General features: G+C 59.6%; 18 protein-coding genes and 5 tRNA genes. 11 read left to right on the forward strand and 12 right to left on the reverse strand.

The genetic code is table 11. From position 1 onward, the window contains the following. Nucleotides 1-10: 10 nt before the first annotated feature. From IM739_RS11755 to gloA, 5 genes are all read right to left on the reverse strand, one after another. Nucleotides 11-85 (reverse strand) — tRNA-Glu (locus tag IM739_RS11755). A gap of 181 nt (nt 86-266) precedes the next feature. Further along, nucleotides 267-341: transfer RNA gene (locus tag IM739_RS11760), tRNA-Glu, on the reverse strand. 169 nt (nt 342-510) lie between these two features. After that, nucleotides 511-585, reverse strand: a tRNA-Glu gene (locus IM739_RS11765). A gap of 175 nt (nt 586-760) precedes the next feature. After that, complete coding sequence (locus IM739_RS11770) at nt 761-1729, reverse strand: hypothetical protein (protein ID WP_237367934.1); 969 nt, start codon at nt 1727-1729, stop codon at nt 761-763. Between the two features lie 106 nt (nt 1730-1835). After that, nucleotides 1836-2276 (reverse strand): lactoylglutathione lyase, encoded by a 441-nt coding sequence (gene gloA, locus IM739_RS11775; RefSeq protein WP_237367935.1) that lies wholly within the window; start codon nt 2274-2276, stop codon nt 1836-1838. A gap of 184 nt (nt 2277-2460) precedes the next feature. Between gloA and IM739_RS11780 the strand changes: the two genes are divergently transcribed. From IM739_RS11780 to IM739_RS11805, 6 genes are all read left to right on the forward strand, one after another. Then, nucleotides 2461-3039 carry a cold-shock protein gene (locus tag IM739_RS11780; protein ID WP_007606977.1) on the forward strand — a complete coding sequence of 193 codons (579 nt, stop codon included), beginning with the start codon at nt 2461-2463 and terminating at the stop codon, nt 3037-3039. 4 nt (nt 3040-3043) lie between these two features. Beyond that, nucleotides 3044-3532, forward strand: a complete 489-nt coding sequence (locus tag IM739_RS11785; protein WP_237367936.1) for a DUF192 domain-containing protein — start codon at nt 3044-3046, stop codon at nt 3530-3532. A 94-nt stretch (nt 3533-3626) separates the two neighbouring features. Next, nucleotides 3627-3703 (forward strand) — tRNA-Pro (locus tag IM739_RS11790). Nucleotides 3704-3788: 85 nt separating this feature from the next. Further along, nucleotides 3789-4094, forward strand: a complete 306-nt coding sequence (locus IM739_RS11795) for an ETC complex I subunit (RefSeq protein WP_237367937.1) — start codon at nt 3789-3791, stop codon at nt 4092-4094. Between the two features lie 47 nt (nt 4095-4141). After that, nucleotides 4142-4218: transfer RNA gene (locus IM739_RS11800), tRNA-Arg, on the forward strand. Between the two features lie 132 nt (nt 4219-4350). After that, nucleotides 4351-5094, forward strand: a complete 744-nt coding sequence (locus IM739_RS11805) for a nuclease (RefSeq protein WP_237367938.1) — start codon at nt 4351-4353, stop codon at nt 5092-5094. Between the two features lie 113 nt (nt 5095-5207). On the opposite strand, the gene IM739_RS11810 is transcribed toward IM739_RS11805, so the two are convergent. The 4 genes from IM739_RS11810 to IM739_RS11825 form a co-directional block, all read right to left on the reverse strand. Beyond that, nucleotides 5208-5981, reverse strand: coding sequence for an amino acid ABC transporter ATP-binding protein (locus IM739_RS11810; protein WP_237367939.1), 774 nt, complete (start codon nt 5979-5981; stop codon nt 5208-5210). A gap of 14 nt (nt 5982-5995) precedes the next feature. Then, nucleotides 5996-7150 (reverse strand): amino acid ABC transporter permease, encoded by a 1155-nt coding sequence (locus tag IM739_RS11815; protein ID WP_442981041.1) that lies wholly within the window; start codon nt 7148-7150, stop codon nt 5996-5998. Nucleotide 7151: 1 nt separating this feature from the next. Beyond that, nucleotides 7152-8345 (reverse strand): amino acid ABC transporter permease, encoded by a 1194-nt coding sequence (locus IM739_RS11820; RefSeq protein WP_237367940.1) that lies wholly within the window; start codon nt 8343-8345, stop codon nt 7152-7154. Nucleotides 8346-8447: 102 nt separating this feature from the next. Then, nucleotides 8448-9476 carry an amino acid ABC transporter substrate-binding protein gene (locus tag IM739_RS11825; protein ID WP_237367941.1) on the reverse strand — a complete coding sequence of 343 codons (1029 nt, stop codon included), beginning with the start codon at nt 9474-9476 and terminating at the stop codon, nt 8448-8450. 362 nt (nt 9477-9838) lie between these two features. On the opposite strand from IM739_RS11825, the gene IM739_RS11830 reads away from it, so the two are divergent. Beyond that, nucleotides 9839-11029 (forward strand): cystathionine beta-lyase, encoded by a 1191-nt coding sequence (locus IM739_RS11830; protein WP_237367942.1) that lies wholly within the window; start codon nt 9839-9841, stop codon nt 11027-11029. A gap of 17 nt (nt 11030-11046) precedes the next feature. On the opposite strand, the gene IM739_RS11835 is transcribed toward IM739_RS11830, so the two are convergent. Continuing rightward, nucleotides 11047-12210 carry an FAD-dependent monooxygenase gene (locus IM739_RS11835; RefSeq protein ID WP_237367943.1) on the reverse strand — a complete coding sequence of 388 codons (1164 nt, stop codon included), beginning with the start codon at nt 12208-12210 and terminating at the stop codon, nt 11047-11049. A gap of 27 nt (nt 12211-12237) precedes the next feature. After that, the gene (locus IM739_RS11840) at nt 12238-12483 is read right to left on the reverse strand and encodes a zinc-finger domain-containing protein (protein ID WP_007603777.1); all 246 of its coding nucleotides are present in this window, start codon (nt 12481-12483) and stop codon (nt 12238-12240) included. 177 nt (nt 12484-12660) lie between these two features. On the opposite strand from IM739_RS11840, the gene IM739_RS11845 reads away from it, so the two are divergent. Further along, nucleotides 12661-13440, forward strand: coding sequence for an alpha/beta fold hydrolase (locus IM739_RS11845; RefSeq protein WP_237367944.1), 780 nt, complete (start codon nt 12661-12663; stop codon nt 13438-13440). 71 nt (nt 13441-13511) lie between these two features. Here the strand turns inward: IM739_RS11845 and IM739_RS11850 are convergent, their stop codons facing one another. After that, nucleotides 13512-14315 carry an enoyl-CoA hydratase-related protein gene (locus tag IM739_RS11850; RefSeq protein WP_237367945.1) on the reverse strand — a complete coding sequence of 268 codons (804 nt, stop codon included), beginning with the start codon at nt 14313-14315 and terminating at the stop codon, nt 13512-13514. A gap of 73 nt (nt 14316-14388) precedes the next feature. On the opposite strand from IM739_RS11850, the gene cysE reads away from it, so the two are divergent. The 3 genes from cysE to IM739_RS11865 all read left to right on the forward strand — a co-directional run bounded on the left by cysE (nt 14389) and on the right by IM739_RS11865 (nt 16094). Beyond that, complete coding sequence (gene cysE, locus IM739_RS11855; RefSeq protein ID WP_237367946.1) at nt 14389-15213, forward strand: serine O-acetyltransferase; 825 nt, start codon at nt 14389-14391, stop codon at nt 15211-15213. 125 nt (nt 15214-15338) lie between these two features. Continuing rightward, nucleotides 15339-15542 carry a DUF3126 family protein gene (locus IM739_RS11860; RefSeq protein ID WP_037074398.1) on the forward strand — a complete coding sequence of 68 codons (204 nt, stop codon included), beginning with the start codon at nt 15339-15341 and terminating at the stop codon, nt 15540-15542. Nucleotides 15543-15746: 204 nt separating this feature from the next. After that, a complete protein-coding gene (locus IM739_RS11865; RefSeq protein WP_237367947.1) occupies nt 15747-16094 on the forward strand; it encodes a phasin family protein in 348 nt (115 codons plus the stop codon). Nucleotides 16095-16331 lie beyond the last annotated feature (237 nt).

Raw genomic sequence — 16331 nt, forward strand, 5'->3', positions numbered from 1 at the left:
TAAGGTGAAGTGGCACGCCCTAGGGGAGTCGAACCCCTCTTCCCAGAATGAAAATCTGGTGTCCTAACCGATAGACGAAGGGCGCGTGCGCTTCGTGGCGCCCTTATGACGGTGCAACGTGATTCATGCAAGCCAATTTTTCGCGTGACGGCGGCTTTTTTCCACAGCCTCCACGGAAAATGCTAAACTGGAAAAAACAATGCACTGTGAATGGTTTAGCAGAATGCTTTCCCATGGTTATGCACAGCTTGTGGGGGAGGATGAAGTGGCACGCCCTAGGGGAGTCGAACCCCTCTTCCCAGAATGAAAATCTGGTGTCCTAACCGATAGACGAAGGGCGCCTGCGCTTCGTGGCGCCCTTATAGTCAGGGCGATTTGATCCGGCAAGCGGAAACTTGACGTTGTTCATGAGAAAATTCGATCGCTGGTCAATGGCGCAAATGCAAGAAAGCACGCAGCGCCTGTGCGTTCGAATTCATCGGGAAAATACAAAATAAGGAGGATATGGAGTGGCACGCCCTAGGGGAGTCGAACCCCTCTTCCCAGAATGAAAATCTGGTGTCCTAACCGATAGACGAAGGGCGCGTGCGCTCCGTGGCGCCCTTATAGTCAGGGGCATTCAAAGCCGCAAGCGCCATTTTTCGATTTTTTCAAAAAAATGACAGTCATGTCCGGCATGTGGAAAACATTGAAAGCTGAATGATTCAGCAGTCTTGACCGAAGCGATTTCCGCTTCCTGGCAGGCATGGCCTTCAATGGCTCAGAGCTTTGGCGCCTCGGTCTTTTTTCCGCCGGTCAGCATTCGGCGAAGCGACGACATGAATTTGTTCTTTTTCTGCTGCTCGGCCGGAGTGGCTTCGGTGGCGTCGGCGCCGACCGGGATTGCGGCCTCGCCGGGATCGACACCGGCCGTGGATGCGCCGGCCTGGCCTTGGATCGCCGGCGCTGGCGCCGTCGCTGAGGCGGGGGCATAGGAGAGCATCTTGCGCTTCGGGCGAGGATCGGACAGGCGCTTGAGCACTGGCGGGCCGTCTTCCTCGGCGACGGGCGCGACCGCAACGGTTCCTGCAGTGGCCTCAGCCTCGGTCAGCGGCAGCGCATCGGCGGGAATGTCGACGATTCCCTGCTGTTGCTGTGCCGATGGGCTGAACAGGCTCTTGCTCATCGCGTTGATCTTCATGGTCGGCATGTCGCTTGGCACTATGCTGGAAGACGCGGCAATGTCTGTCGGCTGAGATCCGGCCGTTGCGCCAGTATCGGTTGGCATGACGGCCGGAGCGCTGGCAGAAGCGGAGAACAGGCTGTTATTGCCGGCATCGACACGGGCTGGCTGCATGATCACCTGGCCAAGATCCGCCGCTTGCGGCTGTTGTGTAACCGCCATGACTTCGGGCGGCGGCTCGGCGATATCGGCATAGGCTGCCGCCATGGTTGAGGTTTTCGAAGCGGTGACGCCCGGGGACGGTTCATACAGCGGCAGTTCGCCATTGGCGGATGGAGCGGCAGCCTTCGTGCCCGCGCTTCCGGCAGCGACCACAATCGGGTCGACATAGCCTTCGGTCTTGGCGGCGGCCTTGCCGCCTGCGGTAGCCAGTTGCGCTGCGTCACCCAGAGACATCACTTCATCGGCGCTGGTCTGGCAGGAGGCCAGCATAAGTGCGGACAGCATCGCGGCAGTGCGCAAGCGGGGCGTCAAGGGGGCCGTGCGGGAAAGAAGGAATTTGCTCATCTTGGCCTCTGTCCTGTCGGATCGTCCCGGTAAGGGGCTGGAGGCGCCGCGAACGGCGCACTCTCTCGAGAACCCAGATAAGCGTGCAAACTTGCGCGAGGCGGGCTTACCAGGCGCCTGTGTTCGGCATGGACAGCCAGGGTTCGGCCGGTGCCAGGCTTTCGCCCTTCTGCAGGATCTCGATGGAGATGCCGTCAGGCGAGCGAACAAAGGCCATGTGGCCGCAGCGGGGTGGCCGGTTGATCGTGACGCCTGCATCCATCAGCTTCTGGCAGATCGCATAAATATCATCGACCTCATAGGCGAGGTGACCGAAATTGCGACCGCCGGCATAGTCCTCTGTGTCCCAATTGTAGGTCAGTTCTAGGCACGGTGCGGAATTGGCTTTTGCCTGATCGACGTCTTCGTCGGCAACGAGAAAGACCAACGTGAACCGCCCCTTTTCATTTTCGTAACGACGGATCTCTTTCAGGCCAAAAATGTTACTATAAAAGTCGAGTGAGGCGTCCAGGTCTTTGACCCGGACCATTGTGTGCAAATAGCGCATGAGCGTTCTCCCTGATAACTGACGTGATATGGAACAGTGGACAGGTTCGAGCAAGGCTAAGTCTGCAAAAGCTTCTGGGTAAATATGAAACTAGGGCTTGCGCTGGTCCGTTAACGGAATGTTAATCTGGTCGGCAAGAATCGGTTAACCCTACAATGTGACGCGTTTTCGAGGGGCTTGGGGAATGGCGGACAAGATATCATCGAAAGGGCTCGCTGGTTTCGAGGAGCTGTCTGGCGATGCTGTAGACCTTATTGAGATCACCGGCGTCGTGAAATGGTTCGACGTTGCCAAGGGGTTCGGTTTTATCATCCCGGACAACGGCATGCAGGATGTGCTCTTGCATGTGACCTGCCTTCGCCGGGATGGATATCAGACCATACTGGAAGGGACGCGCATCGTCGCGCTCATCCAGAAGCGTGACCGCGGTTACCAGGCCTTCCGCATTCTCTCCATGGACCAGTCGACGGCGGTGCATCCGTCGCAGCTGCCGCCAGTGCGCACGCATGTGCAGGTCACGGCGACAAGCGGGCTGGAACGCGCACTGGTCAAATGGTTCAACCGCACCAAGGGCTTCGGCTTCCTCACGCGCGGCGAAGGCACGGAAGACATCTTCGTCCACATGGAAACGCTGCGTCGCTTCGGCCTGACTGAGCTTAGGCCCGGCCAGACGGTTCTGGTGCGGTTCGGCCCCGGCGACAAGGGTCTGATGGCGGCGGAAATCCACCCCGACAATCCGTCACCCGCAACCATGGCGCATTGATCCGATGGCCGCGTCTGTGCAGAAATTGAAAAGCGCCGTCCTGGCGCTTTTTTTATTGGTCGGCCTTGTCCTTCCATCCCTTGCCGAAGTCACGTTTGATACCGGCAAGCTGACCATTGAGACAACGACCGGAGAAGTTCGGGAGTTCGACGTCGAATGGGCGATCAGCATGGAGCAAAGGGCGAGGGGGCTGATGCAGCGCGAACATCTGGCGGAGGACGCCGGGATGCTGTTCGATTTCGGTGAAAGCCGCATGGTGACGATGTGGATGGCCAACACGCCGCTGTCGCTCGACATGCTGTTCATCAACGAAACAGGCCGAATCGTGCGTGTCGCCGAGCGCACCACGCCGTTTTCCGAGGCCATTGTCGGCTCGGGTGAGCCGGTGCGTTATGTTCTGGAGATTCGCGGCGGACGGGCAGGCCAACTCGGGATCGCCGCCGGCAGCCGTATGCGCCTGCCGCTTGCGGTTCCGCAGCGGTCGCAGCCCTGAGGTTTTTCATTTTGTGCAAATACCTGCTGGGAAACCGCTTTTTTACTGTTGCGGCCTACAGGTGAACCGTGTATTCCGGCAAACATTGCTGGAACGGAGTGTAGCGCAGCCTGGTAGCGCATCTGGTTTGGGACCAGAGGGTCGGGAGTTCGAATCTCTCCACTCCGACCAAGCAATAACAGGCCGATCAGCGATGGTCGGCTGGATCGAGGCGGCGGGACGGCTCGCCGTATATGTCCTGGAGATGGATGCGACCATGTCTGCGAAGATCTACCGCCCCGCAAAGACGGCCATGCAGTCCGGCAAGGCAAAAACCCAGTTCTGGGTGCTTGAATTCGACCAGGCCAGCCCCCGCAAGATCGATCCGGTCATGGGCTACACAACATCCGCAGACACCCGCCAGCAGGTCAAGCTGACCTTCGAGACGCTCGATCAGGCAGAGGCCTATGCGCAGCGCGAAGGCATCGAATACCGCGTGATCCTGCCGAAGGAAGCCAAGCGGCAGGTCGTTTCCTATACCGATAATTTCCGTTTCAGCCGCCTTCAGCCCTGGACTCACTGAGTTCGGCAAGGCTGCAAGCGGTTTGCCTGGCCTGTGTGCCGGCTGACGGCCCCTTAGCTCAGCTGGATAGAGCACCTGCCTTCTAAGCAGGTTGTCGTAGGTTCGATTCCTACAGGGGTCGCCAAATATTTGAAGTTACTCAGTAAATTGCGACCAGTAGCGTTTTGAGCAAAAAGTGTGGATGGGGCATTTCTGCCGCCGCCGCCAACCTTTCGGAAACCCTTGACCGCCATAATGCGTGCACGAGAGGTTAACCATGTCGACATCCGCTGCCAATCGCCGCGCGCCGCGCAAGCGCCGCAAATCCACCCGCGCTTCGTCCGGCCAGGGCCTGACGTCGTGGCTCGTTCTGCTGGCTGTGGTTGCCGGCGGGATTGCCACCTACGACAATCGCGTCACGATCATGAAAGAAGTCTCGCCCTACCTTGTCGATCGTCCCTCGGAGCGGCAGGCATCCGGCGCCGGCAATGCACGAGCGGAAAAGCCGGAGAAGAAGAGCACCAGTGTCGCGCGCGGGGATCAGCAGCCCGCCAGGTCTTCAGGATCGCCGGTGCCACCGGTTGCAGTCGGCCAGGTCGCCAAGCTGCCGGTGCCGGATGCAAAGCCGACGGAGATTGCCGCCAACCTGCCCCTTGCCGGCCAGAGTTTCACCGGCAAGTTCTACTATTGCGGTACGTCCGGCCTGGATAATTGCATCGCCAGTGGCGATACCTTCTGGTACCGCAAGACCAAGATCGTGCTTTCGGACATCGTTGCGCCTGGCACAGAGGATGCAGCCTGCCGGCAGGAGCGCGACCGGGGCTTCGCCGCCAAGGTTCGGCTGCGCGATCTGCTCAACGACGGCAAGTTCGATCTGGAGATCCTGAAGGCGCAAGGCTCGCAGGATCGCGGGCCGGTCAGCCGCGTGGTCACCCGCAATGGACGCTCGCTGGGCTCCATTCTCGTGTCCGAGGGCCTTGCACAACCACGCATGGGGCGCCGGCAGTCCTGGTGCCCCTGACAACGGAAACGGCGAACCCAAGCTGACAAACAAAACATTGTTGCCTGCATGAAAAAGCCCGCTCCGGATCATCTCCAGAGCGGGCTTTTCTGTCGATCGAATGGTTCAGCCGATCAGTGAAGGATCTGGCTGAGGAAGAGCTTCGTGCGCTCGTGCTGCGGATTGTCGAAGAATTCGGCCGGAGAATTCTGTTCGACGATCTGGCCCTGGTCCATGAAGATCACCCGGTTGGCCACCTGGCGGGCAAAGCCCATTTCGTGGGTGACGCAGAGCATGGTCATGCCCTCTTCGGCAAGGCCGACCATGGTGTCGAGCACTTCCTTGACCATTTCCGGATCAAGCGCCGAGGTCGGTTCGTCAAACAGCATGATCTTCGGCTTCATGCACAGCGCGCGGGCAATCGCCACGCGCTGCTGCTGGCCGCCTGACAGCTGGCCGGGATACTTGTGCGCCTGTTCCGGGATCTTCACGCGCTTCAGGAAGTGCATCGCCACCTCTTCCGCTTCCTTCTTCGGCATCTTGCGCACCCAGATCGGCGCAAGCGTGCAGTTTTCCAGGATCGTCAGGTGCGGGAAGAGATTGAAGTGCTGGAATACCATGCCGACTTCGCGGCGCACTTCGTCGATCTTCTTCAGGTCATTGGTCAGTTCGATATTGTCGACGATGATATTGCCCGACTGATGTTCCTCCAGTCGGTTGATGCAACGGATCATCGTCGACTTGCCAGAGCCCGACGGGCCGGCGATGACGATGCGTTCGCCCTTCATCACCTTGAGGTTGATATCGCGCAGAACGTGAAAATCGCCATACCACTTGTTCATGTTGACCAGTTCGACGGCGACGTCGGTATCGGAAACCGTGGCGGTCTTGAGTTGAGCTTCAGCCATGAGAGTGTTCCTGTTTAGCGTTTATGTCCGGTGTCGAGATGCCGTTCGATGAAGGCGGAATAACGCGACATGCCGAAGCAGAAGATCCAGAAGATGAAGCCTGCAAAGATGAGGCCCGTCAACGGTGTTACGGGTGTGATCCACCGGGCGTCACCGAAGCTTGCCTTCACGATGCCGAGCAGGTCGTACATGTTGATGATCGAGACCAGCGACGTATCCTTGAACATGCCGATGAAGGTGTTCACGATACCCGGAACGACGAGCTTGATCGCTTGCGGCATGATGATGAAGAACATCTTCTGACCGTAGTTCAGGCCAAGCGAATCCGCACCTTCGTACTGTCCCTTCGGAATGGCCTGCAGGCCACCGCGAATGACTTCCGCCATATAGGCCGATGCGAAGATCGAAACACCGACCAGCGCACGCACGAACTTGTCGATATTGTCGCCCGGCGGCAGGAACAGCGGCAGAAGCACACTGGCCATGAACAGCACGGTAATCAGCGGCACGCCGCGTACCAGTTCGATGAAGCCGACCGAGGCCGCCTTGACGATCGGCATTTGCGACCGCCGGCCCATGGCCAGCAGAATGCCGAAGGGCAGGGAGACGACGATGCCGATGAACGACAGGATCAGCGTCACCATCAGGCCGCCCCATTGCGATGTCTCGACATGGGTCAGGCCGAATGAACCGCCGAGCAGCAGAACATAGGCGACGATCGGCAGGACGATCAGCAGAAGCAGGGCGTTGAGGCCCTTGCGCGGTGCCTTCGGGATGAGGAAGGGGATCAAGATTGCAACGAACAGCACGGCAATCAGGATCGGCCGCCACAACTGATCGCGCGGATAGGAGCCGACCATGAACTGGGTGAACCAGTCGCCGACATAGGCCCAGCAGGCGCCGCTCCAGCCGTCGGGCTGTGTGCCGCCCTGCACGAGGGTTGCGCAGGCTGCGCGGCCGTCACCCGACCAGACGGCTGAAATGAACAGCCAGTCGAAGACAGAGGTGACGAACCAGATGATCACCGCGCCGAAGACGACGGTCATCACCGTGTCCAGTGGCGTGGCGAACAGATTCTTGCGCATCCAGCCACTGGCCGAGTTCCCGGACATCGGTGCCGGCAGGCCGGGCAGGAAGTCCTGGCGGAGATAGGAAATATCTTTGCTCATCTCAGCGCTCCACCAGTGCCATCTTGGCGTTGAACCAGTTCATGAACAGCGATGTCATCAGGCTGATCGAGACATAGATCATCATCCAGATGGCGATGATCTCGATCGAGTGACCGGACTGGTTGAGAATGGTCCCGCCGACCGCGACCAGGTCGGCATAGCCGATCGCTACCGCAAGCGACGAGTTCTTTGTCAAATTGAGGAACTGCGACGTCAGCGGCGGGATGATGATGCGCAGGGCCTGCGGCAGGATCACCAGACGCGTTGCAAGCCCCGAACGGATGCCGAGCGCATTTGCCGCTTCCGACTGGCCCTTCGGCACGCCGCGGATGCCGGCGCGGACGATTTCCGCGATGAAGGCAGCCGTGTAGAAGGAAAGCGCCATGTAGAGCGACAGGAATTCCGGACCGATGACCGTCCCGCCGCGCATGTTGAACTTGCCAAGCTCGGGAATGTCGAAGGTAACCGGCGCCCCGATCAGCAGGAAGACGAGAAGCGGCAATCCGATGATCAGCGCCAGGTTGATGTAAAGCACCGGCGGGCGCTTGCCCGTCGCCAGCTGCATTTTTGTGGCCCAGCGACTGTAGAGGATTGCGCCGATGACGGCCGCGACGAAGGCGACCACGACAGCCGATATGCCTTCGCCGAATATCGGGGCCGGCATGTAGATCCCGCGATTGCTGACGAAGACCGACAGCGGCAGGTTCAGCGACTGCTTGACGTCCGGCAGCAGCGACAGAACGCCTTTGTACCAGAAGAAAATGACCAGCAGCGGCGGGATGTTGCGGAAGACCTCGACATAGACGGTCGAGAGGCGCGCGATCAGCCAGTTGTTGGAAAGACGGCCTATACCGACCAAAAGGCCGATGATGGTGGCCGTGATAATGCCGGTGAACGCGACGATCAGCGTGTTGACCAGACCAAGGGTCAGCGCACGCATATAGCTGGAATCGCTGGTATAGGCGATCGGCGTCTGGGCGATGTCGAAGCCCGCGCGACTGCCGAGGAAGTCGAAGCCGGCGGTCATGTTAGCCCGGGCAAGGTTGTCTGCGGCATTGGTCCCGGCAAACCAGAACAGCCAGACCACGAAGACCACTGTCAGCGCCTGATAGACGAACTGACGCAAGGCCGGATTGTAAAGCAAAGAGGTTCCAGAGCGCATAGCTCCGCCCCTGTCTGCAGCTGCAACTGCCATATATTTGTCCCCTGTACCGCACCCTGTTTTTGGTCGGGCGCCTTTTTTTATAGGTATTGGGTGGGAAGGCGCATCGCGCCTTCCCGTATGCAGCAATCCGGCTTAGCGGATCGGCGGTGCGTACTGCAGGCCGCCCTTGGACCACAGAGCGTTCAGGCCGCGTTCGATCTTCAGGGCGCTGCCCTGGCCGACGTTACGCTCGAAAGATTCGCCGTAATTGCCGACCTGCTTGATGATGTTGTAGGCCCACTTTTCGTCAAGACCGAAGTCCTTGCCGATGGTCTGGTCCTTTTCTTCGCCGAGGAAGCGCTTGATGTCCGGGTTTTCAGACTTGGTCATCTCTTCCAGGTTCGCCTGAGTGATGCCGAAATCTTCGCCGGTGATCATGGCATAGTGCGCGAAGGAAACAACGTCGAACCACTTCGAATCGTTCTGGCGAACGGCCGGGCCAAGCGGCTCCTTCGAGATGATTTCCGGCAGGATGACATGGTCAGCCGGGTTGGCGAGCGACAGGCGGATGGAATACAGGCCCGACTGGTCGGTCGTGTAGACGTCGCAACGGCCGGACTGGTAGGCGGCGTCGACTTCTTCCTGCTTTTCGAAGACGACCGGCTTGTATTCCATGCCATTGGCCTTGAAATAGTCGGCGAGGTTGAGTTCGGTCGTGGTGCCGGCCTGTACGCAGACGGCAGCGCCAGACAGTTCGAGAGCCGACTTTACGTTCAGGGCCTTGGTGACCATGAAGCCCTGACCGTCATAATAGTTGACGGCGCGGAAGTCGAAGCCGAGCTGCGAATCGCGGCTGGCGCTCCAGGTGGTGTTACGGGCAAGCATGTCGACTTCACCCGACTGAAGGGCCGGGAAACGGTCCTTGGCGGACAGAGGCGTGAACTTCACCTTGGTTGCATCGCCGAAGACGGCGGCAGCGACAGCGCGGCAAAGGTCAACGTCGAGACCGGTCCAGTTGCCGGACGAATCCTGGGCGCCGAAGCCGGCCAGATTGGAGCCGTTAACGCCGCACTGGACGAAGCCCTTGGCCTTGACATCATCGAGTGTGCCAGCCTGAGCGGCGACCGCGCCAAAGCCAACGGCTGCGACGCCAATCGCTGCTGACAGAAGTGTCTTTTTCATTTTTCCCAACCTTTATTCTCTTGTTTTTTGCCAACGACGGCATCCGGCCAAACGAGTTCGGCGGCGCTCATCGGCTTGCGGCCTCCCGGAGCAAGCAAGACTATCTCAGTCGGAAATGGCTGCAGGGTCAAGTCTTTAAGCCGTGATTTGCGGACAAAAGCGGCATTTCGCTGGATTCGCTTGATAAAGAGGCAAAAAACCACGTTTTGAGCGCTTTGGTGATGAAATTTGTCTCTTTTGCGTAACTGTTCCCTGCGTCTGCTGCATGGCGGAGGCCCATCACGGATCCTCCAAACACGGCTTGACCTTCATTCTTTTGACGGCAAGAACTAGCGCTTTCATGCATGCAGGAAGGGCTTTTGATGAGTGGTAAGAAAGAGTGGTTGGCGACAGCCGGCACGGATACGCGTTTGGCCCATATCGGCTATGACCCCAGTTCCTATCATGGGTTCGTCAACCCTCCGGTGGTGCATGCATCGACCGTGCTGTTTCCCAACGCCCGTGCCATGGAAACGCGCAGCCAGCCCTACACCTATGGGACACGAGGCACGCCGACGACGGATGCACTGTGCCTGGCGATCGATGAGCTCGAGGGCTCTGCCGGAACCATTCTGGTGCCATCCGGCCTTGCGGCGATCACCGTTCCTTTCCTGGCGTTCCTTTCGGCGGGCGACCATGCGCTGATCGTTGATTCGGTCTATTCGCCCTGCCGCCATTTCTGTGACACCATGCTCACGAGACTGGGCGTGACGGTCGAGTATTATGATCCGGAGATCGGTGCCGGGATCGAAGCCCTGATCAGGCCCAATACCAAACTCGTTCATACCGAGGCGCCGGGCTCCAATACGTTCGAGATGCAGGACATCCGGGTCATTTCCGAGGTAGCCCATCGTCATGGCTGCGTGGTGACCATGGACAATACCTGGGCGACACCGCTCTATTTCAAGCCGCTGGACTTCGGCGTCGATATTTCCATTCATGCCGCGACCAAATATCCGTCCGGTCACTCAGACATCCTGATGGGCACGGTATCGGCCAATGCCAAGTACTGGCCGCAGCTGCATGAGGCCAATATCACGCTCGGCATTTGCGGTGCACCGGACGATAGCTACCAGATCCTGCGCGGTCTGCGCACCATGGGCATTCGTCTGGAGCATCACGCCCGAAGCGCGCTGCGGATCGCAGAGTGGCTGGAGGGCAGGGAGGACGTTGCCCGCGTGCTGCATCCGGCTCTGCCGAGTTTCCCCGGCCACGCCATCTGGAAGCGTGATTTCAAGGGCGCAAGCGGCATCTTCTCCTTCGTCCTCACCGCGAGTTCGGCAGACAAGGTCAAGCCAAAGGCACGTGCCTTCCTCGACAGCCTGAACATTTTCGGGCTGGGATGGTCCTGGGGCGGCTACGAAAGCCTGGCGATCATGGTCAATCTTGATGACCGCACGATCCGCAAGGCGCCGGAAGAGGGCGCTTTGATTCGCCTGCAGATCGGCCTGGAAAATGTCGAAGACCTGATGACCGATCTCGAAGCCGGGTTCAGGGCCGCGTCTGAAATCTGACCAGCAGCGCGCCTGTCTCAGCCGCCGGCGCGATGGCCATAGAGCCAGTCGAGGTCGGCGGCGAGGCTTTGCGGTGATCGAAGTGACAGGACGATATCCCGCGCAACGCGCACCGGTCCGCGCGCATGATAGGCAAAGCGGTTGAAATCGCCGCGCGCCTTCACCTTGGCCGCCCTGGCCTTGCGCTCCGTTTCAAAGGCGGCAAGCGCCTCGGCCAGCGGTGCCGACGACACATGCTGGGCGAGCGCGAAGCCGTCCTCGATCGCCATGGCAGCCCCCTGTGCGGCAAACGGCATCATGGCATGGGCTGCATCACCGATCAGCACAGTGTCTCGATCATTATGCCAGCGGCCTTCGGAGGCCTGGTAGAGTGGCCAGAAATTGGCTTGTTTTGCGCCAGCCAGCAGCGACCGGATCGACAGGTGCCAACCGGTAAACTGTTCCAGCAGCATCGCGCATCGGGCGGCATCGGCTGCGATCGCCCAGTGCTCGTCGGCAGCCGCGCCACTGGCTATGGCGACGAGATTGTAGCCGTTCGTTTCTTTCAGCGGATAGGAAATCAGATGGCTGCGGCTGCCGAGATGCGCGACGACGCCATCTCTGGAAAGGAAGTCTGGGGCAGCGTCGCCGTCCACTGTGAAACGCCAGGCGATATTGCCGGAAAAGCTGACGCTCGGGCTGTCCTGTATCGCCTCCCGCGCCACGGACCAGACGCCATCTGCGCCGACCACGAGATCCGGCTTTTTGCCGGTGACATAGGCAAGGCTGTCGACGCCGACGCCTGCAACCCGTCGTCCGAGATGAAGCTTGCACAACGGTTCGGACAGCACGGCATGCAGCAGTGCCTGTTGCAGGGTGGAGCGATGCAAGACGCCGTAAGGCTGTCCCCAGCGCTGGCGCGCAAAGTCGCCGGCGGGAACTTCGGCCAGCGTCTTCAGGCTCTTGCCCGAGGCGAGCCGAATCGACTTCGGTTCAAGCCAGTGCCGCTCGATCTCGGCAAGCACGCCCAGCGCCGCCAGCACCGATGTCGCATTGGGCGACAGCTGCAGGCCGGCGCCAACCTCGCCTAGCTGCGGCGCCTGTTCGATGATGTCGGACGAGATGCCTTTTTGCGCCAGCGAAAGCGCAGCGGTAAGACCGGCTATGCCGGCGCCGACAATGGCGGCGTGCGTGATGGACATGATGAACGCCGATCGCGACGCTGTGCCTTACGCTGCCTTGATGTGGTAAACGCAGCCGGGCGGGTTGGTCTGTTCTGCCTTCAGGCTCGGATTGTAGCGATAGAGTGTGGAGCAATAGGAGCAGACCTTCTCGGTATCGTGGCCGAGATCGATGAAGATATGCGGATGATCGAACGGCGAGGACGCGCCGGTGCACATGAATTCCTTCACGCCGATTTCAATCACGCGATGACCGCCGTCGTTCTGGAAATGGGGAATCGTGTGGCCGGCCATGTCAGTCTCCGAAAATGCTGTTTGTTTGGCGCGGACCTTAGCGCCGTCCGGCTGAAAAGTGTAGAGCCAAAGCACGCGCAAACCCACAGAAAATCGGCCTGCGGCAATTGATGTCAGGTCACCAATCAATATGGTGGCGGGCCTGACGACCTGCCCCAATCCCCCGAAGGACTGTCCATGAATCTCGACGCCCCCGCTTTTTCCCGCTTTCGCCATGGCGGTCTCGAATTCGCCTATTTCGATGAGGGGGACCCGAGCGGTGCGCCGGTTCTGATGATCCACGGCTTTGCGTCTTCGGCGAACGTCAACTGGGTTTATCCCGGCTGGCTGAAAACACTGGGTGACGCCGGCTACCGGGTGATTGCGCTGGATAATCGGGGCCATGGAGCGACCGACAAGCCGCACGATCCGGAAGCCTATCGTCCACGCCTGATGGCGGGTGACGCCACGGCCCTGCTGACCCATCTCGGCATCGATACCGCGCATGTCTTCGGTTATTCCATGGGAGCCCGCATATCGGCATTCCTGGCGGTGGAGCATCCGGACCGCGTCCGTTCGCTGGTCTTCGGCGGCCTCGGCATCGGCATGTGTGATGGCGTCGGCGATTGGGATCCGATTGCCGACGCGCTGCTTGCGCCATCGCTGGATGATGTGACGCACGAGCGCGGCCGCATGTTTCGCGCCTTTGCCGACCAGACCCGATCCGACCGGCTCGCGCTGGCGGCCTGCATCATGACCTCGCGTGATCTGGTCGAGCGCCGTGACATTGCCAAGGTCGATGTGCCGACCCTAATTGGCGTCGGCACCAAGGACGATATTGCGGGCTCAGCCCGGGAGCTGGCAGAGTTGATGCCGCATGCGACTGCGCTGGATATCCCGGGTCGCGACCACATGCTGGCGGTTGGCGACCGTGTGTTCAAGAAAGCCGTCCTCGAATTCTATGCGGCGCTTGCCTGATCTAATCTGATCCCGGTCGGGGGGTTCTCCCGGTTGGTCCCCTGTGCCGGGTTTTCAGCCCGAGATTTCGCCTATCGCCCCTGGAACCGTGGCCGGCGTCGTTCGACGAATGCACTGCGCCCTTCCGCATAGTCCGCACTTTCGAAAGTCTGGGCACCGATGATCTCGGCCTCGCGCAGCAAATCCTCGTCGGCCTGTTCGACGGCGCGCAGCGCAAGCTTGGAAGCGCGCACCGACAGCGGTGCATTTGCGGCGATCGTCTGGGCCAGTGCCAGGACCCGGTCGTCGAGCGTGTCAGCTTCTGTAACCTCCTGCAGGAAGCCGCATTGCTTGAGATCCAAGGCCCCGAAGCTCGCTCCGGTAAACAGCGCCTTGCGGGCCAGCTGCGATCCAAGGCCCCGGACAAAGTCCTGGATTGCGTCGGCGGGGTAGGCGAGGCCAAGGCGGGCGGCCGGCACGGCAAAGCTCGTATCGGACGATGCAAGCCTGAGGTCGGCGGCGGCCGCAAGCCCGAAGCCGCCGCCGTAGCAGATCCCCCGGATCGCTGCGATCACCGGAACCGGTGCTTCGCGGACCGCCGAAAAGGCGCGGCTGTTGGCCGCTTCGTAGATCTGCGCCGTCTTGCTGTCTTTGCGAACCACGGCGAATTCCGAGATATCCGCGCCGGCGCTGAAGTCCTGTCTGCCGCCGCCCTGCATCACGATCACGCGCGCGTCCGCCTTGCCGTGCAGCCAGCGCAGGGCATCCGGGATTGCCTGCCACATTGCACCGGAAATCGCATTCTTGCGGATGGGGTTGTCGATGAGCAGGAAACCGGTTCCGTCCTCGCAGGACGCCTTGATTTGACCATTGGCAAACTCACTGATGCGTTTCATTTTTAGAAGTCCATTTGAGTTCGGGGCGGGTTGGATTATATACTGCGCACTGAGACAAACGAGGAGACCGGAAATGGTCGCACAGAACGACGCCCTCAAGGTGGATGTGGTCAAGTCGATGGACCCGATCTGGGACAGCCTTCGGCATGAAGCCCGCACGGCCGCCGATCGCGATTCCATGCTCGCGGCATTTTTCCATTCGACCGTGCTCAGCCACCGTTCGCTCGAAGACTGCGTCGTCTACCGTATCTGTGAACGCCTCGATCATACCGATCTGCCCGCCATCGTTCTGCGCCAGGCCTTTGACGAGATGCTGGCGGACTGGCCGGAATGGGGGTCGATCCTGCGCGTCGATATCCAGGCCGTCTACGACCGCGATCCCGCCTGCACCCGCTTTATCGAGCCGGTCCTTTACTTCAAGGGTTTCCATTCGATCCAGACCCATCGTCTGGCCCATTGGCTGTGGAACCGAGGCCGCCGCGATTTCGCGCTTTATCTGCAGAGCCGGTCTTCGAATATCTTCCAGACGGACATCAATCCAGCTGCCCGGATCGGCAAGGGCATCTTTCTTGATCATGCCACCGGCCTTGTCGTTGGTGAAACCGCACGGATCGGCGACAACGTTTCGATCCTTCACGGTGTCACGCTTGGCGGCACGGGCAAGGAGGGCGCCGACCGTCATCCGAAGATCGGCGACGGCGTGATGATCGGTGCCGGCGCCAAGGTGCTCGGCAATATCGAGATCGGTTGCTGCTCGCGCATTGCGGCCGGATCGGTTGTCTTGAAGCCGGTGCCCTCCGCCGTCACCGTCGCCGGTGTGCCCGCCCGCATCGTTGGTGAAGCGGGCTGTGCCGAACCGTCGCGTTCGATGGACCAGATGATTATATCTGACGACTGAGCGGAGATCGTATCATCGGTGCATGATCGCGCATTGATGGGACAAACTTGCCTTTGCGTCTTTACATCGGCGGAAAGGCCATGCCACAAGCGGCGCAAATCAAAGACAGCCGATGGAGAGACAGCGTGAAACCTGACGAAATCAAGAAGCTCGACGCCTATTTCAAGCGCACTTTCAACCCTTCCATGGTCGTCAAGGCCCGCCCGCGCAAGGATGACTCGGCCGAGGTCTATGTCGGCGACGAGTTTCTCGGCGTTGTCTTCAAGGACGAGGAAGATGGCGATCTGTCCTATAATTTCTCGATGGCGATCCTTGACGTCGATCTGTGATTTTCGGCTGAAGCCTTAGGTTGAAGGCGAGCTAATATATATCTTGCCATTCAATGATGTGGGGCCGCCTCGGGAGAGGTCGGCCCTTTTCTTTGCGAGGAAATACAACCAAGGATATTTGTGCGATGCACAATTCTACTTGACGGCATTTGTGCGGCTGCTATGTTTTAAACCTCTGAAATAAAGCGCTGACGGAGGACGCAAATGATCAATTTTGATGAAGCCAACAAGAAGGGCAAGGAAGCCATGGAAGGCATGCTGAAGAACTATTCGGAAGTGACGAAGGGTTTCCAGGCAATTGCAGCCGAGGCGACCGACTATTCGAAGAAGTCATTTCAGGACGTCGCGTCTTTCATGGAATCTCTCACCAGCGTGAAGAGCATGGAAGCGGCCTTCGAATTGCAGACCAGCTTCATGAAATCCTCCTATGAGGGCTTCATCGCCGAGGCGACCAAGATGGGCGAGATGTATTCCGAACTCGCAAAGACGGTCTACAAGCCCTATGAGGCGCCGCTGGGTAAATCGATCGTGCCTTTCTCCACCGCCGCTTGATCGAACCTTGCGCGTACCATGTGAGACCGGTCGTGCCATGCACGGCCGGTCTTGCCATTTGTGGCCTCTGGTATAACCTATAATTTCATTTTGTTGGGCTTTCCGACCCGCGTGACAAATTGTCATCGACATCGATCGGGGGGCTTAAAATCACCGAATTAAGAACTACCTTACTGTGCTGAATGTTCGTCCGCCTTGCTGCGTAACGGCAAACAGGCCGGACAACGGAGAATGAAC

The organism is Rhizobium sp. SL42 (genome assembly GCF_021729845.1).
GTDB lineage: Bacteria > Pseudomonadota > Alphaproteobacteria > Rhizobiales > Rhizobiaceae > Allorhizobium.